We start from the raw sequence: 21594 nt of genomic DNA, 5'->3' as shown, positions 1-21594 counted from the left end.
GCGGCGCTCACTTTGAACACCGCCCGCCCAATTCGTCCAGCGAGAACTTCACTCAGAGATTCTTGACGATTTCCTCTACCATCTTCTTCGCATCGCCGAAGAGCATCATGGTGTTATCGCGGAAGAAGAGCTCGTTCTCGACACCCGCATAGCCGGAGCCCATGCCGCGCTTGATGAAGAGAACGGTCTTCGCCTTTTCCACGTCCAGCACCGGCATACCGTAGATCGGGCTTTGCGGGTCGGTCTTGGCGGAGGGGTTGGTGACGTCATTGGCGCCGATGACGAAGGCCACGTCGGCCTGGGCGAACTGGTTGTTGATGTCTTCCAGCTCGAACACTTCATCGTAAGGCACGTTCGCTTCCGCGAGCAGCACGTTCATGTGGCCGGGCATACGGCCCGCGACCGGATGAATGGCGTAGGAAACCTTCACGCCTTCTTCCTTGAGGAGGTCCGCCATCTCGCGAAGCGTATGCTGCGCCTGCGCCACCGCCATGCCATAGCCCGGCACGATGATGACGGAACCGGCGTTCTTCATGATGAAGGCTGCGTCGTCCGCAGAACCCTGCTTTACCGGCCGCGTTTCCACGACGCCGCTGCCGGCCGTCGACGTGTCGGCACCGAAGCCGCCGAGAATGACGCTGATAAAGGAGCGGTTCATCCCCTTGCACATGATGTAGGAGAGGATCGCGCCCGACGAACCGACCAGCGCACCCACAATGATGAGTGCGAGGTTGCCGAGCGTGAAGCCGATGCCGGCCGCCGCCCACCCCGAATAGGAGTTCAGCATCGACACGACGACGGGCATGTCCGCGCCGCCGATCGGAATGATGATGAGGAAGCCTATGATGAAGGAGAGGATCGTGATGGCGAGGAAGAGCTCGATCGTCTGGCGCGACGGGTCCGAGCAGAGCCAGCCGATGCCGCCGACAATGGCAAGCGCCATCGCCGCATTGATAACGTGGCGGCCAGGCAGCATGATCGGTGCGCCCGACATGTTCCCGTTGAGCTTTGCAAAGGCGATGACCGAGCCCGAGAAGGTGATCGCGCCGATGGCAACACCTATGCCCATTTCGATCAGGTTTGCCGCATGGATCGCGTGGAAAGCGCCGATGCCATAGGCCTCCGGCGCGAGGAACGCAGACCAGGCAACGAACACAGCGGCAAGGCCGACCAGCGAGTGGAAGGCCGCGACAAGCTGCGGCATCTGCGTCATGGCGATGCGCCGGGCGATAACCGCACCGATGCCGCCGCCGATGGCGAGGCCGACAACAATCATGCCCCAGGTGAGCGTGTTCTGTGCCTGCAGCAGCGTGAGTGTGGTGACGATCGCAATCGTCATACCGATCATGCCGTAGATATTGCCCTGACGTGACGTTTCGGGCGACGAGAGCCCGCGCAGCGCCAGAATGAACAGCACCGCCGATACGACGTAGAGAATGGCCGCTATGTTGGCTGACATGTGTGTGGCCCTCTCAGCGCTGCTTTTTCTTGTACATGGCGAGCATTCGCTGAGTGACCAGGAAGCCCCCGAAGATATTCACCGAGGCAAGAACCACCGCGATGAAGCCGAAGCCCTTGGAAACCCATCCGGTCTCCGCGCCCGCCTGGGCGAGATCGAGACCGACGGCGATCAGCGCGCCGACGATGATGACCGACGAAATGGCGTTGGTAACCGACATGAGCGGCGTATGCAGTGCCGGCGTCACGCTCCAGACGACGTAGTAGCCAACGAAGATCGCGAGCACGAAAATCGCGAGCCGGAAAACAAAGGGATCGATAGCGGCCGCTTCCATCAGTTGCCTCCTTCGCGGAGCGACGGATGCACCACCTGACCGTCCCTGGTCAGGCAGGTGCCCGTGATGATTTCGTCTTCCCAGTTGATCGCAAGGGCCTTGGTTTCCTTGTCGATCAGCGGGGTGATGAAGTTGAGAAGGTTCTTTGCGTAAAGCGCGGACGAATCGACCGCAAGCTGCGCTGCGACATTGAGATCGCCGATGATCGTGATGCCATGCTTCTGCACACGCTTGCCGGCTTCCGACAGCGGGCAGTTACCGCCGCGCTCCACCGCGAGATCGACGAGGATCGAGCCCGGCTTCATGGTCTTCACCATTTCCTCGCTCACGAGTTCCGGCGCCGGACGGCCCGGAATGAGCGCGGTGGTGATGACGATGTCCTGCTTCTTGATGTGCTCGGCGACGAGGGCAGCCTGACGGCGCTTGTAGTCTTCCGACATTTCCTTGGCATAGCCACCGGCGGCATCGCCGCTTTCTTCCGATTCGACCATGACGAAGGTGCCGCCGAGGCTTTCGACCTGCTCCTTCGTGGCCGAGCGCACGTCCGTCGCCGACACGATGGCGCCGAGGCGCTTCGCGGTCGCAATCGCCTGCAAGCCGGCAACGCCGACGCCCATCACGAAGACGCGGGCAGGCGCAATGGTGCCTGCCGCCGTCATCATCATCGGCATGGCGCGGGTGAAGGCCGCCGCCGCATTGATGACCGCCTTGTAGCCCGCAAGGTTCGACTGCGAGGACAGAACGTCCATCGACTGCGCGCGCGTGATGCGCGGCATGAATTCCATCGCAAAGGTATTGACGCCGGCGGCGGCATATTTCTGCAGCCGTTCCTTGTCGTCCCACGGGTTCAGAATGGCAGCGAGCATCGCGCCTTTCTTCATCAGCCCGATTTCCTCGTCGGAAGGCGCACGCACCTTGAAGACGATATCGGCGTCTTTCAGCGCTTCAGCCGCACCCTGCGCGATGGTCGCACCGGCTTCCGAATAGAGCTGGTCGGCGAAGGAGGCATAAGCGCCTGCGCCGGCCTCGACGGTGACATTGAGCCCGAGCGCTGAAAGCTTCTTCACCGTTTCCGGCGAAGCCGCGACCCGGGTTTCCCCCTCGAGCCGCTCTTTGAGGATCGCTAGTTTCATGGGACGTCGCCTGTTCCCCGGGGGGCCGCGAGAACCGCACCCACCGAATGAGAATAAGAATTATTCGAATATCCTGCGTTGAAGCCTGATTTCAAGGGGTATCAGGCCCAGCAATTCACAGGAAATCAGAGAAGAAAGATCGCCATCAGGAAAAGGATGGCGACGACGGCGATCGTGCCCCACTTCGCCCCGACCAGAAAACCATCATAGGTGCCGAGATGCTCCTTGGAGTCCATCTCCTTGCCCCAGCCTTCCTCGAATCCAGCCATTTCGTCTCGCCTCCAGGTGCCTCGCGTTAAGCTCGTTTCGAGCGAGCCGGACTATAGCAAACGAACCGCCCTCGGCAAGCGCCACGCGCCCTTCGATTCCCCTAAATACCTACAAGCACTGTGCAATTCCGTTCAACGCAGGCGTCATGCGAAGACGCCTTCAGCTATCGAAAGGTGAAGGCAGCGGGCCGGAGAGGATTTTGCGCGACGGTGCGGAGTGGTCCCAGTCGGCCAGCAGCGCGCGCAGGGCCGCCACGAAAGCCAGTGGCTGGTCGAGCATCACATGATGCCGCGCCTGCGGAATCTCGATGACGGGAGCGGCGCGGCCCAGCAGATTGAACATATACTCGCCGATTTCGGCTGGCAGCAGCACGGAGAATTCGCCGCGCATGATCGCAATGCGGCATCGCGTTTGCGCGAGTCGCACGCCCATGTCGCCAATGTTGAAACGCTGCCAGATCGCAGGATCGAATTTCCAGGTCCAGCCTTCCCCGCCTTCAGGGTTGACCACCTGCTTCAGCGAATGCCGCGCAATGTAGTCGACGATATATCGGTTCTCGCAGGGTTGCGGCGGTGCAAGCCGGAAACGCTCCATCGCCGCTTCAAGCGACGGATAGATGCGGTGCGGACGGAACTTGCGGTCTGGCGGCCCGCCCGGGCGATCCGGCGGATTGACTGGGCTGTCGACGATGACGGTGCCCGCAAGACGCTCGCCATAAAGCGCACCGGTGAGAATGGTGATGAAACCACCGAAAGAATGACCCACGATGATCGGCGGTTCCTCGCAATCGAAGAAACCCGCGTCCTCGCAAACCGCTATCTGTTCCTCGGCAAATGCCTCGATCGAATATTTCTCGTGCCAGCCAGAGTCGCCCATGCCGGTGATGTCGATAGCCGCCACGGAATATTCCCGCGCAAGAAACGGAGCCACGAAAGACCACCAGCGCGCATGCGCGCCATTGCCATGCACCAGCAGAAGACCAGGCTTCGCGCGGTCGCCCCAGCGAAGATAGTGAACCTTCACGCCGTTTACATCGACGAACCGGCTCTCGGGTTCGATGGCAATGGCCCGCGTGAACCAGCCGGGCGGCGCGGTGATCGAGGGGCCTTCCTCATCGCCCGGCGCAAGATCGAAATCGCTCATTTCGCAGGTCTTTCACCCAGCGCCTTGAAGACGCCTGTACCGGACATGATGATGCGGTCACCGCACCAGATGCGGCCCTTCACCGTGTAGAAGTCGTCTTCAGCGCCAACAACTTCGCCGGTCCCCTCGATCCACTCGCCGATCTTTGCGCCGGAAAGAAAATCGGTCAGCAGTCTGACCGTCACCCAATAGCGATGCACGGACATGGTGATCGCATGGCCGAATGCCATATCGGCAAAGGCCATCAGCATGCCGCCGTGACAATTGCCCATGCCATTCGTGTGATGCTCCTGCACGACGAAAGCGCGCGTGTAGCGGCCATCCGCTTCGATGCGTTCGTAGAGCGGGCCTATCTGGCGCCCGAAACCGCTGAACCAGTTGAGCGGCTGATAGCCATCGGGCAGCGCGAAGGTATTTTCTTCGAGGAGATCGTCGGTCATGCCGCACTCCGCAAAACGCAAGAGACAAGGGAACAAGGCCGCTCAGGAAACGGGCGGCACGCCCGCCTTCTTTAGCGCGGCCTTCTGGCGCTTGTCGAGTTCCACGGCGTCGAAGCCCTCGATGGCTTCGTTGAACAACCGATGGAAGTTGAGTTCGGCTCCGAGATGCAGGAAAACCGAACCGAGGCCGATCGCCGCCCGATCCATGAACACGAATTCGCGCGGCGGCGTGACGGGCCCAAGCTCCCTGAGCCGCTTGTGCACGCCAAAGGCTTCCTTGCGGCCATATTCGCCGGGGCTGATGCCGTCCGCAACCGAACGCACCCGGTTGTCCAGCATGGGTGCATAGATGAATCGCGCCCAGACATTGAGCACATCGACCAGTTCGTTCGAGAGAGTACCGAAGCCCCAGTTCTCATAGGCTGCGGCCGCGCGGTCGCGGTCGTCCGTTTCAAGCGCCCGGTAAAGCTCGACGACACCATTCACGAAAGACGGCGGGAAGATTCGGATGCACCCATAGTCGAGAAGATTGATCCCGAGATCGTCCCGCACCGAGTAGTTGCCGAGATGCGGATCGCCGTGAATGACGCCCAAGCTCGAGAATGGTGTCCACCAGGCGGCAAACATCGTCTCCGCGATCCTGTTGCGCTCATCGAGAGAATGATCCCGGAAGGAAAGAATGGGTATGCCATCGAGCCAGTTCATGGTGAGTAGCCGCTTCGTGCTCAGATCGTCGAAAACACGCGGCACGGCAATGCGCGCATCGTCGCGAAAAATATCCGCATAGAGGCGCATATGCGCCGCTTCGCGCTGGTAATCGAGTTCCTCGCGCAGCCTTTCGCCAATCTCGGCATGGATTTCGCGCGTGTCGATCGCACGGTCCATCCGCCGGTGAATGGAAAAGATCATGCCAAGCTGCTTCAGATCGGCATCGACCGCGGACTGCATGTCGGGATATTGCAGCTTCACGGCAAGCGCTTCGCCATCAAGCGAGGTGGCGCGATGAACCTGGCCGAGCGAAGCGGCCGCAGCCGCTTCCCTTTCAAATGATGCAAAACGCTTTTCCCAGCCGGGGCCGAATTCGGCGCGCATCCGCCGCTTCACGAAGGGCCAGCCCATCGGCGGCGCAGACGATTGAAGTTCCGACAGCTCCGCCGCAAATTCGGCGGGCACGGCGTCCGGGATGGTGGCCAGCATCTGCGCGACCTTCATGATCGGCCCCTTGAGGCCGCCCAGCGCCGCCTTCAGTTCACGCGCCGTCTTCGCATCCGCTTGATCGAGACCGAAAAGCCGCGTCGCTGCGGCCCGCGCCGCTATGCCGCCGACGCCGGCACCGACCTGCGCATAGCGCCGCACCCGGCGGCCGAGCCGGTTGGCTTCCCGGTCGGGCCCGTCCGCGCCGCGGGCTGGCGGCTCGTCGCTCATTCCATCGCCTCGAGTTCGTCGATGAAGTGGCTGATGAGCGAGAGCCCCTTGTCCCAGAAGGCGGGATCGCTCGCATCGAGCCCGAAAGGCGCAAGCAGTTCCTTGTGACGCAGCGTACCCCCCGCCGAAAGCATCTCGAAATAGCGTTCCGCGAAACCCTCCTGCGAATTCTCGTAGACCGCATAAAGCGAATTCACGAGGCAATCGCCGAAAGCATAGGCATAGACATAGAAGGGCGCGTGGATGAAGTGCGAGATATAGCACCAGTAAGTCTCATAGCCCTCAGCGAGATGAATGGCAGGTCCAAGGCTCTCGCCCTGCACATCGAGCCAGATGCGGCCGATATCGTCCGACGTCAGCTCGCCCTCGCGACGCGCCGAATGAACACGCCGCTCGAAAGTGTAGAACGCGGTCTGGCGCACGACGGTGTTGATCATGTCCTCGACTTTGGAAGCGAGCATGGCCTTGCGCCGCGCCTTGTCCGGCGCCTGCGCGAGCAGCTTGCGGAAAGTCAGCATCTCGCCGAAGACGCTGGCCGTTTCGGCAAGCGTCAGCGGCGTGTCGGCCATGAGTGCACCCTGCTTCGCGGCGAGCACCTGATGAACGCCATGTCCAAGCTCATGTGCGAGCGTCATCACATCGCGCGTCTTGCCCTGATAGTTCACCAGCACGTAAGGGTGTGCGCTCGGAACGGTTGGATGCGCAAAGGCTCCATTTGCCTTGCCCGGCCGGATCGGCGCATCGATCCATCCCCGCTCGAAAAACCGGCCCGCAATTTCCGCCATCGCCGGCGTGAAACCGCGATAGGCGTCGAGCACGATATCGCGCGCCTGCCCCCAGGGAATGACCCGGTCGTCCGATGTCGGCAATGGCGCGTTGCGGTCCCAGTATTCGAGGCGATCGAGCCCGAGCCATTTCGCCTTCATCGCATAGTAGCGATGCGAAAGATCAGGATAGGCCCGGCGCACGGATTCCGTCAGCGCCGCCACGACTTCGGGTTCGACGCGATTGGCAATGTGCCGTGACTGCGCAATATCCTCGAAACCGCGCTTGCGATCCTCGATTTCCTTGTCCTTGGCGAGCGTATTGGTGACCAGCGTGAAGAGTGGAAGATTTGCCTTGAAGGTCCGTGCGAGCGCATGCGCGGCCTCCTCCCGCTTTGCGCGGTCCTTCTCCGACAGCCGGTGCAGCGCCGCCTCGAACGGCAGCGCCTCACCACCAACTTCGAAATTCAGCCGCGCCATCGTCTCATCGAAGAGCCGGTTCCACGCTGCATGGCCCGTGATGCTCTTCTCATGTAACAGCGTCTCGATCTCATCAGAAAGTTGATATGGCCGCATGGCACGCAGATCGCGCAGCCAGGGCGCATAGTGAGCGAGCGCGGGCTCCTTCAGCGCCGCTTCGAGCGCCTCGTCCGCGACGCGGTTGAGCTCCAGCGGAAAGAACAGGAGATCGGTGGAGATCGCCGTCACCCGCGCCTGCATATCGCCATAGAATTTCGCATGCGCCGGGTTCGTGTTGTCCTTTGCATAGAGGAGCCCGGCATAGGACATGAGACGGCCAAGCCTGTCTTCGATCGCTTCATAGGCAGCAATCGCCCCGGCGAGTTCCTTGCCCCCTTCCGGCGCGGAAGCAAGGGCGGCGATCTGGCCTTTGTAGTGCTTGTTGAAAGCAATGCCGTCTTCAGCAGCCGCCGCAAGATCATCCGCAACGGCGGGCGAATCGGGCGCCTCGTAGAGATCGGCCAGGTTCCAGACAGGCAGATCGCCGAGATCGGAATCCGGCGCCGTGGCCGCGGCGGCGGGAGAGCGGACTGGGGATCGGTCTGAAAGCGGCGGCATGGGCGGAACTCCGGCGAAATGGCTCTGCAACCTATATCGCCCGGCAGCCGCCCTCATTCAACGGTCGCCAGCGCTCCTGAAACGGAAAAGGGCCCCAGCCTTGCGGCAGGGGCCCCGATCCTTGGAACCTCGGAGCTGATTAGCAGCCCGAGACAACCGCACGGCGGTTGAGCGGCTCACGGACACCGTCACCCGTCTGGACGGCGAGATCCGTTTCGCCACGCGACACGGCGCTGCAGAGTTCCTTGCCCTGCGCGGTGAGCGCATTGGACACGGAGTTCGCACGGCGCTGGCCGAGTGCCTGGTTATAGGCGCTGCTGCCCGACGTATCGGTGTGACCGACAACCGAGAGCGGGCCGGTCGTCTCGGCGACGATCTGATCGATCACCGACTGCGCTTCCGGCGTCAGGTTGTACTTGTCGAAACCGAAATAGATGGTCCACGGACCCACGGCAGGCGCCTCGGCGCAAGCAACCAGGGCTTCGTAGAAAGCGGCCTTTTCGGCTTCAACGCGTTCCGGCTGCACCGGGCCGCCTTCACCGCCGAAATAGGAGCCGTTCACGCCGAGCTTGTTGTCGCTCGCCTGTTCGACCCAGCCGTCATAGTAACGCTGCGCCTTGGCGCAAGCGCAGGCACGGTCACCCGTGCGACCACCATTGTCGAGGGCAGCCATCAGCTTCGCACGGGCGTCCTGCAGTTCAGGCAGATCGCTCGAGAGGACACCCTTCGTGGAAGGATCCCAGGGAAGAACCGTTTCGCCAGCGGCGGCCGCACGGCCCTTCGCGACGAGTGCGGCGGTATCCACCCAGTTGCAGTCGACATAGGCTTCCGAAGTCGCCCTGTCCTGATATTCGCGAGCCAGGCACGCGTTGAAAGAATCGCCCTGAATGTCTTGATGCAGGTACGATTCAGCGGTCCAAGTGCCGCAACCAGCCAGCACAAGGAAAGAACCCAACGCTATAAGCCGGGATATCATTTTCATCCCAATCTCCGTCGTTATTTCGCTCTGCCCCCCGACAATACGACGGGTGGCCCGGACCCCACCGGTAAGCCCTCATAAGATCAATCTAATCGCATGGAACCGCAGAAACCATCAACCTCTATTGGAACCAGGGGGTAAGTTCTGGCGAATGCGTCACATGTCCGCAACACTGTTGCCAGAGGGAATCGCCTCGAAATAGGCACAATTTGCACCTTTCTGGGAAATACCTTGCCAGCCCTTCCAACTGTGCCAGCTTGCGTCACTAAATGGAAATTATCGGTCTCGGGATTAAGGGGCCTTTTACCAATGCGGCCCAATATGGGCCAAACGGCGGACCTGAGGCACTAGGTATCCGCCACCCCTTCCCGGCATGATGCACCGAGGACCAGATGACCCAGGCCATTCTGATTGTGGATGACGACCCCGCCCAGAGGCGGATTCTGGAGGAAGTCGTTAACCGTGACGGCTACCGCGCAATCCCCGTGGAAAGCGGCGAGGCGGCGCTGGCCTATCTCGATGGGCCCTCCGGCGCCGAAATCTCCCTCGTCGTGCTCGACCTTGTCATGCCCGGCATCGACGGTATGGAAGTGCTGAAGCGCGTCCATCCGCAAAAGCCCAATCTCCCCGTCATCGTTCTGACCGCTCACGGCGGCATCGAGACGGTGGTGAACGTGATGCGCGAAGGCGCCTCCGACTTCGTGGTGAAGCCGGTGAGCCCCGAACGTCTCCACGTCTCAATGCGCAACGCGCTCAAGGTGAACGCGCTGACCGGCGAAATCTCGCGCCTGCAAAAGCGCAAGACCGGCCGCCTCACCTTCGCCGACATCATCGCGCCTTCCCGCGCGATGGAACAGGTGATCCGGCTCGGCAAGCGCGCCGCCCAGTCGAACATCCCGATCCTCATCGAAGGCGAGTCGGGTGTCGGCAAGGAAATCATCGCCGCCGCCATCCAGGGCGAGGGCGAACGCTCCGGCAAACCCTTCATCACCGTGAACTGCGGCGCAATCCCGGAAAATCTCGTCGAGAGCATTCTCTTCGGCCACGAGAAAGGCGCCTTCACCGGCGCCGCCGACAAGCATGCCGGCAAGTTCCAGGAAGCCAATGGCGGCACTCTCTTCCTCGACGAGATCGGCGAATTGCCGCTCGACATCCAGGTCAAGCTCCTGCGCGCGCTTCAGGAAGGCGAAGTGGACCCGGTCGGCTCGAAAAAACCCGTCAAGGTCGATATCCGCCTGATCTCTGCGACCAACCGCGACATGCTGCAGATGGTGAAGGAGGGCCGCTTCCGCGAAGACCTCTATTACCGACTCAATGTCTTCCCAATCCATGTGCCGCCGCTGCGCGAGCGCCAGGAGGACATCCCCGATCTCGTCGCGCATTTCATCCGCCGCCTCGCGGCAGAAGAAGGCAAGCCCGTGGTCGGCATCTCGCACGACGCGCTCGCCATGCTCTGCACCTATGAATGGCCGGGCAATGTGCGCCAGATCGAAAACACGATCTTCCGCGCCATCGTTCTCTGCGACGGTGAAATGCTGCAGGTCTCCGACTTCCCGCAGATTGCAAGCCTCGTCGAAGGCTACGCGGATGCGGCGATGCCGAGGCCTGCGCGGCAAATGACGGATGGCCATATCGCCGCGCCCGCGGCCTATGCGGCACCGCAGCCGGCCATGCAGACCCACACGCTCGCCGATTTCGCCCGCTCGAATTTCTCGGACGGTATCGCGATCACCGACGAAGCGGGCAATGTCAGGAAGCTTGAAGATATCGAAGCGGAAATGATCCGCCTCGCCATCGACAAGTACAAGGGCCACATGACGGAAGTCGCCCGCCGCCTCGGCATCGGCCGCTCGACGCTCTACCGCAAGGTGCGCGACCTGGGCCTTGAAGTGCGCGAAGGTTGAGAACAATCATCACCCCGTTTGGGGCGCTGAGGGGAAAAAGCGGTGCGGGAGCAATCCCGCACCGCTTTTGTTTTTACGCCACCTGTCGCAAACCGAACACGCGCCTCGCATTGCCGGAGAGAAATGCCTCGCGTTGCGCCTCCGTCAGGCCGAGATCGCCAAGACGCGCGAGACACTTCGCGGGCGAGAGCATGGGCCAGTTGGTACCGAACATGACGCGGGAAGCGCCCGGACCCTTCATATAGTCGACGAAGGCGGGCGGCAGGCGGTGAACGGCATAGGCCGATGTGTCCACATGGAAATTGCGGAACTTGATCGTCATGGTCAGGAGTTCGTCGATCCAGGGAAAGCCGACATGGCCGCCCACGACAACAAGCTCCGGGAAATCGAGCAGCACATCCTCGAGATAGGGAATGAGGCGGCCTGTCTCCGAGCGCAGAAGCGGTCCCGTATGGCCGATCTGCGTGCAGAGCGGCACGCCGAGCTCCACACAAGCGGCATATAGCGGGTAATAGCGCCGGTCGTTGGGCGGCAGATCCCAGAGCCAGGGGACGATCCGTACACCAACAAAACGCTCGCCATCCACCCAGCGTCGGATCTCGCGCACGGCTTCCACAGGATTGCGTATATCGGCGCTCGCAAGGCCGCGAAACCGCGTTGGCGCATCTTCGATCTGCGCCGCGACTTCCTCATTCGTGATGAGCGGCCCTTGCGGCCCATACCAGGCGGAGACGAGCGAGAGCGCGACCCCCGCCTTGTCCATCGCACCAACCGTGCTCTCTACGCTCGGCACCAGCGGCTCGCCCTCCTGCCCCGTCCAGCGCAGAAGCGTTGCAAGCCAGGGCTGCGCCGCCATGCGCGGCGTGGTGATCTGCGCCCAGGCATCGATGACGCCTTCGATTTTCACGGCGGTTTCGCTCATTTTCCTCTCCGGGGACACTGGATGACATTACTACACTAGTGTAGTATCTGGGAATGAGGCGGCCTGTCAACAAACCCCATCAGAGAGGACATGGCGGAGAACATGAGCGCGAAGGACGAACGCATTTTCTTTTTGCTGCAGATGGCCGCTCACCGGCTGAAAACCAGGGCGGATGCGGCGCTTGTCGATGCGGGCGGCCTCACCACCGCGCAGACCGCGATGATGGCAATTGTCCGCGCCGAGGGCCCGGTGACACAGCGCGAAATCGCCACGCGGCTGAAGCAGCGCGAAAGCGCAGTCGGCGCCATGACCGAGCGGCTGTTGAAGGCGGGCTACATCACGCGGACGCGCTCGGAAGTGGACGGCCGTGCGTGGAACCTCGCAGCGACGAAAAAGGGCGTAAAGGCGCTCGACGCGATGGGCGCGGCATTCGCGGAGATCAATGCGATCATCGACGAAGCCTTTCCGGGCCCTGACATGGCGCGCATGGCAAAGGGGCTTCGCCGCCTGATCGAACGCATGGAAGAGAAAACGGAATGACGACGCTCATGCCCTTCGGCCCCGATATCTGGCTCGCCGACGGTCCTGCCGTGACGGGCATAGCCGGCTTCCGCTTCCCGACGCGCATGGCGGTGATCCGGCTTGCCGATGGCGGGCTTTTCATCTGGTCGCCCGTCGCGCTCGATCCGGCGATGAAGGCGGAGGTGGAAGCGATAGGCCCCGTTCATCATCTCGTCGCGCCGAATAGCCTTCACCACATGGCAATGCCCGAATGGCAGCACGCCTTCCCCGCCGCAAAGTCCTATGCCGCACCCCGCCTGGCTGAAACGGCACCACATATCGCCTTCGATGCGGAGCTTGGTGATACGCCGCTTGCGGATTGGGCAGGTGAGATCGAGCAGGCGATCATGCGCGGCAATTCCATCACCACGGAAGCCGTGTTCTTCCACGTGAAGAGCGGCACCGCGATCTTCACCGACCTCCTGCAGCAATTTCCGAAAGGCTGGTTCACCGGCTGGCGCGCGCTTGTTGCAAAGCTGGACCTGATGCGCGAAGCCGAACCCGCCGTGCCCCGCAAATTCCGCCTCGCCTTCCGCGACCGTGCCGCCGCGCGCGAAGGCATCGCGCGCATCCTCACCTGGCCAACTGAAAAAGTACTGATGGCGCATGGTACGCCGGTCATGGTCAACGGCCGCGCCTATATTGCCCGCGCCTTCCGCTGGCTGCAGCCCTGACGGCCAGGCGGGTCCAGCAACTTCAGGCGAAATCCGATTCCGCTTGACCGGCGGCGCGCAAGACGACTAATTCTCCTCATCACAGCCACAACGAATGCGAGAAAGGAGGATGACATGGACAGCGACCCGGGAAGTAGATGCGGCGCGACCGCGCCCTCCTCACGTTCCACCGTTGCAACCGCGCCCGGATTGCGGCTGAGCTGCGCAGGCTGAAAAAGCCTCGCGTCTGTCTCACGCGCCATGAGGCGCCGATGGAGACAGACCATGACCAACTCGCCCCTCGCGAATTCCATATCGAACCTGATTGAACGCGGCGAAGCCATCGCGGCGGCCTCCCTTTTTGCAAATGAACATCCTGCCGACATCGCCGGCGCACTTGCGGTGATCGCCCGCAAGAACGCTCATGCCGCATGGGGGGCGCTGGAACTTCTGCCTCTGGCGCAGCAGGCGGAAACCTTTGGCTATCTCGATCACGCCACTCAGACGAGCCTCGCCTATGCCGCGCCGCGGGCAAAACTCGCCCGCATCGTCACGGAAATGAACGCGGACGAGCGCGCCGACATGTTCAACGAATTGTCGGATGAACAGGCCGAAGCCCTGCTGCCTGCGCTCGCTCAGGCCGAGCGGGAGGATATCCGCCGCCTCGCCGCTTACGAGGACGGGACGGCCGGCGCCATCATGACGTCGGACTATGCGACGCTGCCGGAACGTCTAAGCGCCGCCGAAGCGATCGAGAAACTGCGCCTCGAAGCGCCGGACAAGGAAACGATCTATCGCGCCTATGTGACGGATGCAGAACGCAAGCTGATCGGCGCCGTGCGCCTGCAGGATCTGATCCTTGCCCCGGCGCGCGCGATGGTTGGCGACATTATGGACCGCAACACGCATGCGATCTCCGTGCATGACGATCAGGAACATGCGGCCCGGCAGATCGCACGCTACGACGTGATCGCCCTGCCCGTCGTGGACGATCAGAAACGGATCGTCGGTATCGTCACGCATGACGACGCGATGGACGTCATCCAGGAAGAGGCGACGGAAGACTTCCACCGCGTAGGCACCGTGTCGCCGCTTGCCGCCAATGTGCGCGATGCCGGCATTTTCCTGCTCTATCGCGCCCGCATCGTCTGGCTGGTGGTGCTCGTCTTCGGCAACATCTTCTCCGGCGCGGGCATCGCCGCCTTCGAGGATACGATCGCGGCCTATGTAGCGCTCGTCTTCTTCCTGCCGCTGCTGATCGATTCCGGCGGCAATGCGGGTTCGCAATCGGCAACGCTGATGGTGCGTGCCCTGGCGACGGGCGATGTGCGGATGGGTGATTGGGGGCAGATGCTCGGCCGCGAGGCGCTGGTGGCGGCAATGCTCGGTCTCTCCATGGCGGCTGCCGTGTCCTTCATTGGCGTGGTGCGCGGCGGACCGGAGATTGCACTGGTGGTGGCAAGCGCCATGGTGATCATCGTCATCGTCGGCAGCCTGATCGGCATGACGCTGCCCTTCGTGCTGACGCGCTTCAATCTCGACCCGGCGACGGCGAGCGCGCCGCTCGTTACCTCAATCGCGGATGCGGCCGGCGTCATCATCTATTTCGCAATCGCAACGGCCTTCCTGCCGCTACCGGGCTGAAGCGGCAGGCCGCGTCACCGCATCGGCGGGCACATATCCGCAACCGCCCGCCACAAGGCAGACGCGCAGCCAGCCATCGACTTCCCAGTGCGGCGCCTCCGCCCGTTCGTCCCCTCGGACATGGACGAGAATCGAGGCGCCGACGCGCCCGAACCAGGGCGCGTCTTCCGCAGGGCCGAGGCGCAGCGGCATATCCGGGTCATGCGCGATGCGGTAATGCGCGGGATCGAGCCCGGCAGGCAGCGTCCCTTCGGCGGTGAAATGCTTGCCGAGCGCCGCATCGCGCGCCTCGCGGAAGGCATTGCTGCCGAAGGACGACGGAAAGGGCTCCCAGAAGCGGGTCGTGAAATTCGCCGGCGCATCCGGCTCCCGGTAAGTGACCGCGATACCGCCCGGCGCGACCGAGACGAAAAGCGGCCCCACGCTTTCGACGCCGAAAACGCGGCGCTGCGGATCGTCATGGGGCGCGAAGATGAAAAGCACCTGGCGATTGTCCATCTCCTCGCAGACAAGCGCGACAACAGGCGCTTCGCCGATCCCGTCCAGAAAAGGAAAATGGCCCGTGCCGGGGCCCATGAGCCCGCAGCCATCGAGCGGATAATGCGCGATGGTTTCTTCTTCGCCGTCATCCCCTGCCTTGAAGAAGACGAGATCGCGCTCGAAGGGACTGCGCCAGAGAAAGCGGTAGAAAATATCCTGCCGGAATGTCTCGCGCGGCTCCACGGCTACGGGAAAGGGACCGTCGGCAAGCGCCGGCATTGCGGCAATGAGTGGAAATACCATGGCGAAAAGACGGGAGAGAAGGCCAGCACGGGCACTCAGGATGGACGAAAGCGCCATGCACATGAAATCCTCCTCCCGCGCCGCCTTTGGCCGCTGCTCCATTCCCTCGTGTCAGGACAGACCCATCGTCGGCAATATGGCCGCGAGTGGCAATTATTTTGGGGCTGCTGTTTGCCGCGCCCCAACTGGATGAGCGTTCAGCCCGGCGGAAAGCGGCAGAGCCATCGTCACGATGACGGCACCACCGCATTCACACCGATCATCCGGCCATCGTGAAGCCGAGACCGAGCAGGAACGAACCGGCAAGGGAAACAGAGAGGTAAAGCGCAAAGACCGGCAGGCGCACCAAGGCGAAGACAGCCATCGCCGCCGGCAGGCTGGTGACGCCGCCTGCGAGCAGGAAGGCCATTCCTGCACCCGGTGCCATGCCCTGGTCGATGAAACCTGCGACCAGTGGCAACGCCGCATATCCGTTGAGATAGGCTGGCACTCCGACCATCGTAGCCATCGCAATCGAGAGGAAACCATCCATGCCGACAAAGCGGATGACGGTTTCCGCAGGCAGCCATGCAATCAGCAGGCTTTCCAGCAGGAAGGCCAGCGCGAGCCACTTGCCGAGAAAGAGCGCGATATCGAGCGACGAGGCACGAAACTTCTCGCGCCGTTCCGCATCATCCCAGAAACGCCAGGCGACTGGCTGGGGTGCACGCACCACACCGCCGCCGCAGCCGCCATCACCTACACCAGGGCGCAGGATTTCGCCAAAGCCGCCCGCCGCCTGCACTCCCCATGTCGCAAGGCCACCCATGATACCGAGAGAGATGGCAGCGAAAGTTTTGTAGAGCGCAAAGTCCGGTCCGAGAATGCCGGAAGTCAGCACAAACATGGAGGGATCCATGACAGGCGAGGCAAGCCAGAAGGCCATCACCGCCGGCAGCGACACGCCCATCGCAAGCAGCGCCGCAATGATCGGGATCACGCCGCAGGAGCAGAACGGCGAAAGTGCGCCGAAGAGTGCCGCCACGACGATCATCTGCGGTGTCGCACCGGTGAAGACGCGGGCGACAAGATTGTCCATGCCACTCGCCTTGGCAAAGCCCGCAAGGAAAACGGAAAGGACAAGAAAGGGCGCGATCTCGACGAGACTTGCAAATGTGAATGCAAGGCTTGCGGGAAGCTGCGCCGGCACGGCAAGCGCAATAATCGCGGCAACGGCGAGAAAGGCCAGCACCACGCGGTCGAAACCGATGGCCGCATCGGTCATCCGGCGAACGAGAACACTCATTTCCTTATCTCCATATTTCCAGTTTTATCGTTATTTAGAGCCAAAGAAGACCACATGCATAATCTCCAGACCGGATTTCAGAGTTTCGATCCGAGCGAGCGGCGGTCTGCGCAGCATTCACGCAGTAGAAATCCGAGTGCTTCGTCCATGACGCCATAATCCGCATGGCAGATCAGCGTCGTTCCCTGCCGCTTCTGCACAACGAGGCCGACTTCGATCAACCGCCGCAGATGAAACGACAGCGTGGAACGCGGAATGTCGATCGCCTCTTGCAACTCGCCGACGGAGCGGCCTTCGGGCCCGGCCCGCACAACGGTGCGGTAGACGGCAAGCCTGACCGGCTGGCCGAGGGCCTCAAGGCATGCCGCCGTCCTGTCGAGCGCGGGCGATACAAGTTTCATTGCCTTGCGCGCGTTCATGACATCGCCTCACTTTCCGCTGCCCTGCAGGCCGCTTCGCCGCAGCCCGCCTCACGGCACGAATTGTCGATCCAGAGAATGGGGGCGAATCCCGCTCCTTCACCCCGAAATCCGGTAACCTGTCCGCCGTAGAGCCTCGCAGCAGCAAAGACAGGCTTGAGGCCATGCGTCCAGACGCGAATATCCGCCTTCTGCACCGCAAGTCCACCCGCCAGCCGCAAAACACGGTGCGACGGCGCTGCAAAGCGCTGCGCGAGATAGGATTGCGCGGCAATCTCGCTCCATTTCTTGCGCGTAACCTTGTCGCCGCGATAAACCCCGCGCGACCCGTAGCCATCGGCCGGCTTGAAGACATAGTGATCCCGCGCCGCCCACAACCGCTCCGCATTTGCAGCGTCGATGATCTCCGTCTTCGGCACGGTGTCGAGCACCAGCGCCGCATCGGCATGTGCCCTCGCGGCAAGCTCTTCAACAGCATCCGGGTCGCTCAGCACTGCAAGAATATGCTTGCAGGCGAAAGCGCGATACACATCCGGGTTCGGCGCGACGGCGACCTCGCCCGCTGCCCAGGCATCGCGCAGCACGGCGTTTGCGGGTTCGGCGAATAGGAAGTCGACAAGCCGGTTATAAACCATGTCGATGGGGCCGTTCGGCCCGGTAAGCCTGCCGCGCTCGCGGCAGAGTGAATCTCTATCGATAACATCGACGGCAATGCCGCGCCGCTCGATCGCGGCGGCAGCAAGCTGCATGTCGAGGTAAAGCGGCTGGCCTTGCGGGTTTTCATCGACTATGGCGAGGCGCCGCAGCGCGCGGCCGGGTGCAAGCCGTGCAAAGGCGTCGATGAGAATTTCCTCCGGTTCGAAGCCCGCGCCTTGCGCCACTACGGGCGTCACTGCCTCGAGAAAGATCGGTTGCAGGAAAGCGCCGCCTGCATTGGTGTTCACCTCGATGAGCTTTGGCCCCTCGGCAGACAAATGAAAGTCGTAGCTGTTGAACGTCGCGCCGGCGAGAAGCGCCTCCCGGTCGAAGGCCGCGCCGGAAGCAAGCGCGCGCTTTTCCGCGAGTGCCGTCTGTGTCGCGCCGACAGCGGCGATGCGCGCGAAGAGATCGCGCTTGAGGGACGACGACAGGAACAGCGGCTGCCCCGCCGACAACCCGTCCAGCACCTTGCCGGCCTCCGCCGCCGCATCCTGCCCGAGCCGAGCCGCTGCCGCCGCTTCCAGAGCAGCATGCTCCAGCGGCAGGCAGAAACAGGTCTCGTTCAGGCTTGCAAGCGGGGCGTCCCCGGAGCAACTCATCACTTTTCCTTTGACTAAATAACCAGAATTACCGTTATATAAACCGGACAACGCAGAAGCGCAAGGGTCCGCCCGCCCCACAACCGGCACCCGGTGCCGATTCAACAGCCGATTTCAGGAGCCACGCCTCATGATCGACCTTTACACCGCCCGAACACCGAACGGCCGCAAGATCGCAATCATGCTTGAGGAATGCGGCCTCGACTACCGTTCGATCATGGTTGATATCGGCCAGGGCGAGCAATTCAGCGCGGCCTTCAACCGCGTCAATCCGAACGCGAAAATCCCCGCCATTGTCGATCATGCAGGCGAGGGCGGGCCGGTTACCGTCTTCGAGTCGGGCGCGATCCTGGAGTATCTGGCAATGAAGTCCGGCCGGTTCCTGCCGCACGGCGCGCAGGCACGCGCCGCCTGCATGAGCTGGCTTTTCTGGCAGGTCGCGAATATCGGTCCGATGTTCGGTCAGGCCAACCACTTCGCCAATGTAGCGTCGGAAAAGCTCCCCTATGCCATCGAACGCTATTCGGGCGAGGCGGCGCGCCTTGTCGCGCTGACCGACCGGGAGCTCTCGACGCGGGAATATCTCGCGGGCGAATATTCCATAGCCGATATCGCAACCTACCCCTGGATGAAGGTCGCATTCGACGGTGTCGTGAAAGCGCGCCCGGAAATTGCAGGCAAGGGAACAAATATCCGTCGCTGGCTCGCCGATATCGGCGCACGGCCTGCAGTTGCGCGCGGCATGGCCATGGACATCGAAACGGCCTGAAACCGGGTTTCGCGCATTGCCCGGAAAGCCCCGCCCGGGCGCGACGGTCAGCGCAGCCGTTCTTCGAGAAGCCGCTTCACTTCGGCAAGCTCCGCCCGCATGGCACGGACGTCTTCTGCCGTCGCCTCGCGCTCGGCATGGGCGCGGCGCTCGATCTCGGCGCGCTCCTCGCGGGCGCGTTCTTCCCGCTCGTCCTGCGCGCGGTTGTGCTCTTCCTCATGCAGCGCCTGCATCGAATTGACGATGATGGCAATGAAGAGGTTGAGCACCATGAAGCTCGTAAGCACGATGAAGGGCACGAAGAATATCCAAGCGTAGGGATAGACTTCGAGCACCGGCCGCACGATGCCCATCGACCAGCTTTCCAGCGTCATGATCTGGAAGAGCGTATACATCGAGCCGCCGATCGTGCCGAACCAGTCCGGGAAGCTCGCGCCAAAAAGTTTGGTCGAGAGCACGGCGCCGACATAGAAGACAAGGAAGAGCACCGCAATGATCGAGCCCATGCCGGGCAGCGCGCCGATCAGCGATGCGACAACCTTGCGCAGCGATGGCACCACCGAGAGAAGCCTGAGTACGCGCAGGATGCGCAATGCGCGCAGCACCGAGAGCGGTCCCGCCGACGGCACCAGCGCGATCGCCACGATGATGAAATCGAAGATGTTCCAGCCGTCGCGGAAGAAGCGCAGCCGATAGGCCGCCATCTTCATCGTGAGTTCGATCACGAAGATCGTGAGTGCAATCCGGTCGAGCGCGATGAGAAGCGGACCCGCAGCCTCCATCGCCGTGCCCGACGTCTCGAGCCCCAGCGTCACCGCATTGACGAGAATGACGGCGGTGACGAAATGCTGAAATAGCGGCGCCTCGACAATGGCCATCAGGCGGCCACGGAACGAGGCAGGAGCAATATCGGCGGCGGTCATGAAGCGGCGGCCCCTGAATGGCGGAAACTGCCGTCCGAGATAGGCGAGCGCCGCCGCCGATGCAAGCCGGAGCCTCAATCGACCAGATATTTCACCATCCGGATATGCGGCGGGACACCATGCGAGGCGACGATTTTCGGGATCGTGGTCTCTGCAAGCCTTTCGAGCCCCATCCGCTCATAGAAGCGGACCGCCGGGTTCACCGCGGCGACATCGAGATGAAGCGAGACGCAGCCCGCCTTTCGCGCCCGGTCGAAACAGTCGAGAAGCAGCTTTTCGCCAATCCCTTGCCCTCGCGCCTGCGGGTGGGCGGAGAGGAACAGCAGATACCACGCATCCTCCGGCACTTCCGGGAAGAGCCAGGGGATATGGCCGGCAACGGAAGGCAGATGTGCGAGAAGCTCCGGGCTCCCCATCTCGGCCATCGTCGCCATGCCGGTGCCGAATTCCTGTGCATAGAGCGACTGCGGAAAGCCCAGTGCAATGCCGGCAAGCCCACCCTGATAGGTGGCCGCCTTCGCATGGCGGTGCGAGAAAGCGCCCACATCCTGCTGCCAGAGATGCGAGGTGATTTTCAGGAAGGCGTCGAAATCGCGGTTATAGAGGCAGTCGAAGACATAGGAGCCGGTGTCATAGATGAGCCGGGCCGCAAGCTCCTCCTCAATGGGCCTTGCCTCTTCCAGCACCACCGTTTCCGCATTCATCGGCTTCATCGCACACGCTCTCCCCGTTCTTGTACTTGAAGCGGAGAGACTAGCACGGGACGGAGAGATGCAAGCGCGGGACGCATTGCCGCGCCTGCCGCAACGAAGAACGGGGGAGCCGGTGAAGGCTCCCCCGGGCTCCATTCGCAATCTAGGGGTGTGCGTCCGGGTCGACGCCTGAGACTGCAAATAGAGTTTCGGAAAGGCAGGTCCCCGGCGCGGCCCGGACGCCGCGCCGGGGGAACAGGGCCTCAGGCCGCGCAGCCCTTGCCCTGATAGATACCGCTCAGAACCTGACGGCGGACTTCCGCTTGCTGGGCGCGCTGCTTCGCCTGTTCGCGCTGCTGCTGAGTGAGCTGCGAGGCGGTGCCGCTCGCCTGATAGGCGGCGAGCATGCCGCTGCCGCCGCCGAAATGCATGCCGAGAGACTGTGCGATACCGATACCGGCATCCGTGACCGCAGCATTCGATTCAGACTGCGCAGAGGCGGCCGCCACCTGCTCCATTTCCGAAATTTCGGCGAGCAATTCATCGCAGCTCTTCGTCCCGTCATTCGGCTGGGACGACTGGATCGGCGCATAGGCCGCCGGTGCCGCCATGGCGCCCGCGCCCGCCATTGCGGCCTGCGTTCCGGCGCCGGTCGTCTGACATCCGGCAAGAATGAGTGCGGCGGCCAGTATGGCGCCCGTGGATCTGATGTTCATT

Annotated in this window: 22 protein-coding genes; 5 read left to right on the top strand and 17 right to left on the bottom strand. The window is 62.5% G+C overall.

The window, feature by feature from the left end:
• Positions 1-52 precede the first annotated feature (52 nt).
• The 9 genes from ACK4FH_RS08060 to ACK4FH_RS08020 form a co-directional block, all read right to left on the bottom strand.
• Positions 53-1459, bottom strand: coding sequence for an NAD(P)(+) transhydrogenase (Re/Si-specific) subunit beta (locus ACK4FH_RS08060; RefSeq protein ID WP_409812508.1), 1407 nt, complete (start codon positions 1457-1459; stop codon positions 53-55).
• 13 nt (positions 1460-1472) lie between these two features.
• Positions 1473-1877, bottom strand: coding sequence for an NAD(P) transhydrogenase subunit alpha (locus ACK4FH_RS08055; RefSeq protein ID WP_409815209.1), 405 nt, complete (start codon positions 1875-1877; stop codon positions 1473-1475).
• Positions 1793-2926 (bottom strand): Re/Si-specific NAD(P)(+) transhydrogenase subunit alpha, encoded by a 1134-nt coding sequence (locus ACK4FH_RS08050; protein ID WP_409812507.1) that lies wholly within the window; start codon positions 2924-2926, stop codon positions 1793-1795. Before ACK4FH_RS08050 ends, ACK4FH_RS08055 begins: the two co-directional genes overlap by 85 nt.
• A 125-nt stretch (positions 2927-3051) precedes the next feature.
• Complete coding sequence (locus ACK4FH_RS08045; protein WP_409812506.1) at positions 3052-3195, bottom strand: aa3-type cytochrome c oxidase subunit IV; 144 nt, start codon at positions 3193-3195, stop codon at positions 3052-3054.
• A 160-nt stretch (positions 3196-3355) separates the two neighbouring features.
• Entirely contained in the window at positions 3356-4339 is a 984-nt protein-coding gene (locus tag ACK4FH_RS08040; RefSeq protein WP_409812504.1) for an alpha/beta fold hydrolase, read from the bottom strand.
• The gene (locus tag ACK4FH_RS08035) at positions 4336-4779 is read right to left on the bottom strand and encodes a PaaI family thioesterase (protein ID WP_409812502.1); all 444 of its coding nucleotides are present in this window, start codon (positions 4777-4779) and stop codon (positions 4336-4338) included. Before ACK4FH_RS08035 ends, ACK4FH_RS08040 begins: the two co-directional genes overlap by 4 nt.
• A gap of 42 nt (positions 4780-4821) precedes the next feature.
• A complete protein-coding gene (locus ACK4FH_RS08030) occupies positions 4822-6204 on the bottom strand; it encodes an ABC1 kinase family protein (protein ID WP_409812500.1) in 1383 nt (460 codons plus the stop codon).
• Positions 6201-8045: a M3 family oligoendopeptidase gene (locus tag ACK4FH_RS08025; protein ID WP_409812498.1), complete on the bottom strand. Its 1845-nt coding sequence runs from the start codon at positions 8043-8045 to the stop codon at positions 6201-6203. The genes ACK4FH_RS08030 and ACK4FH_RS08025 overlap by 4 nt, the downstream gene beginning before the upstream one ends.
• A gap of 139 nt (positions 8046-8184) precedes the next feature.
• Positions 8185-9027, bottom strand: a complete 843-nt coding sequence (locus tag ACK4FH_RS08020) for an OmpA family protein (protein WP_409812496.1) — start codon at positions 9025-9027, stop codon at positions 8185-8187.
• 389 nt (positions 9028-9416) lie between these two features.
• Between ACK4FH_RS08020 and ACK4FH_RS08015 the strand changes: the two genes are divergently transcribed.
• Positions 9417-10928 carry a sigma-54-dependent transcriptional regulator gene (locus tag ACK4FH_RS08015; protein WP_409812494.1) on the top strand — a complete coding sequence of 504 codons (1512 nt, stop codon included), beginning with the start codon at positions 9417-9419 and terminating at the stop codon, positions 10926-10928.
• 73 nt (positions 10929-11001) lie between these two features.
• On the opposite strand, the gene ACK4FH_RS08010 is transcribed toward ACK4FH_RS08015, so the two are convergent.
• Positions 11002-11850, bottom strand: a complete 849-nt coding sequence (locus ACK4FH_RS08010; RefSeq protein ID WP_409812493.1) for an amidohydrolase family protein — start codon at positions 11848-11850, stop codon at positions 11002-11004.
• Between the two features lie 90 nt (positions 11851-11940).
• Between ACK4FH_RS08010 and ACK4FH_RS08005 the strand changes: the two genes are divergently transcribed.
• From ACK4FH_RS08005 to mgtE, 3 genes are all read left to right on the top strand, one after another.
• The gene (locus tag ACK4FH_RS08005) at positions 11941-12390 is read left to right on the top strand and encodes a MarR family winged helix-turn-helix transcriptional regulator (protein WP_409812491.1); all 450 of its coding nucleotides are present in this window, start codon (positions 11941-11943) and stop codon (positions 12388-12390) included.
• Positions 12387-13085, top strand: coding sequence for a DUF4336 domain-containing protein (locus ACK4FH_RS08000; RefSeq protein ID WP_409812490.1), 699 nt, complete (start codon positions 12387-12389; stop codon positions 13083-13085). The genes ACK4FH_RS08005 and ACK4FH_RS08000 overlap by 4 nt, the downstream gene beginning before the upstream one ends.
• A gap of 264 nt (positions 13086-13349) precedes the next feature.
• Positions 13350-14708 (top strand): magnesium transporter, encoded by a 1359-nt coding sequence (gene mgtE, locus ACK4FH_RS07995; RefSeq protein WP_409812488.1) that lies wholly within the window; start codon positions 13350-13352, stop codon positions 14706-14708.
• On the opposite strand, the gene ACK4FH_RS07990 is transcribed toward mgtE, so the two are convergent.
• The 4 genes from ACK4FH_RS07990 to ACK4FH_RS07975 all read right to left on the bottom strand — a co-directional run bounded on the left by ACK4FH_RS07990 (position 14697) and on the right by ACK4FH_RS07975 (position 18493).
• Complete coding sequence (locus tag ACK4FH_RS07990) at positions 14697-15548, bottom strand: hypothetical protein (RefSeq protein ID WP_409812487.1); 852 nt, start codon at positions 15546-15548, stop codon at positions 14697-14699. The genes mgtE and ACK4FH_RS07990 overlap by 12 nt on opposite strands.
• Before the next feature lie 202 nt (positions 15549-15750).
• On the bottom strand, positions 15751-16776 hold the full coding sequence (locus ACK4FH_RS07985; RefSeq protein WP_409812485.1) for a permease: 1026 nt from the start codon (positions 16774-16776) through the stop codon (positions 15751-15753).
• Between the two features lie 77 nt (positions 16777-16853).
• Complete coding sequence (locus ACK4FH_RS07980) at positions 16854-17195, bottom strand: ArsR/SmtB family transcription factor (protein ID WP_409812484.1); 342 nt, start codon at positions 17193-17195, stop codon at positions 16854-16856.
• Positions 17192-18493, bottom strand: a complete 1302-nt coding sequence (locus ACK4FH_RS07975; protein WP_409812482.1) for a hypothetical protein — start codon at positions 18491-18493, stop codon at positions 17192-17194. Before ACK4FH_RS07975 ends, ACK4FH_RS07980 begins: the two co-directional genes overlap by 4 nt.
• Before the next feature lie 130 nt (positions 18494-18623).
• Between ACK4FH_RS07975 and ACK4FH_RS07970 the strand changes: the two genes are divergently transcribed.
• Entirely contained in the window at positions 18624-19262 is a 639-nt protein-coding gene (locus ACK4FH_RS07970) for a glutathione S-transferase N-terminal domain-containing protein (RefSeq protein ID WP_409812480.1), read from the top strand.
• 47 nt (positions 19263-19309) lie between these two features.
• Here ACK4FH_RS07970 and ACK4FH_RS07965 read toward each other — a convergent pair whose 3' ends face one another.
• From ACK4FH_RS07965 to ACK4FH_RS07955, 3 genes are all read right to left on the bottom strand, one after another.
• Positions 19310-20140: an ion transporter gene (locus ACK4FH_RS07965; RefSeq protein WP_409815207.1), complete on the bottom strand. Its 831-nt coding sequence runs from the start codon at positions 20138-20140 to the stop codon at positions 19310-19312.
• Positions 20141-20259: 119 nt separating this feature from the next.
• The gene (locus ACK4FH_RS07960) at positions 20260-20898 is read right to left on the bottom strand and encodes a GNAT family N-acetyltransferase (protein ID WP_409812478.1); all 639 of its coding nucleotides are present in this window, start codon (positions 20896-20898) and stop codon (positions 20260-20262) included.
• Between the two features lie 242 nt (positions 20899-21140).
• A complete protein-coding gene (locus ACK4FH_RS07955) occupies positions 21141-21593 on the bottom strand; it encodes a hypothetical protein (RefSeq protein WP_409812477.1) in 453 nt (150 codons plus the stop codon).
• Position 21594: the final 1 nt, after the last annotated feature.

The sequence above is a fragment of the Parvibaculum sp. genome (genome assembly GCF_046297875.1).
In the GTDB taxonomy this organism is placed as follows: Bacteria; Pseudomonadota; Alphaproteobacteria; order Parvibaculales; family Parvibaculaceae; genus Parvibaculum.
The sequence above is the reverse complement of the archived record's forward strand: the minus strand, read 5'-3'. Positions and strand labels throughout refer to the sequence as shown.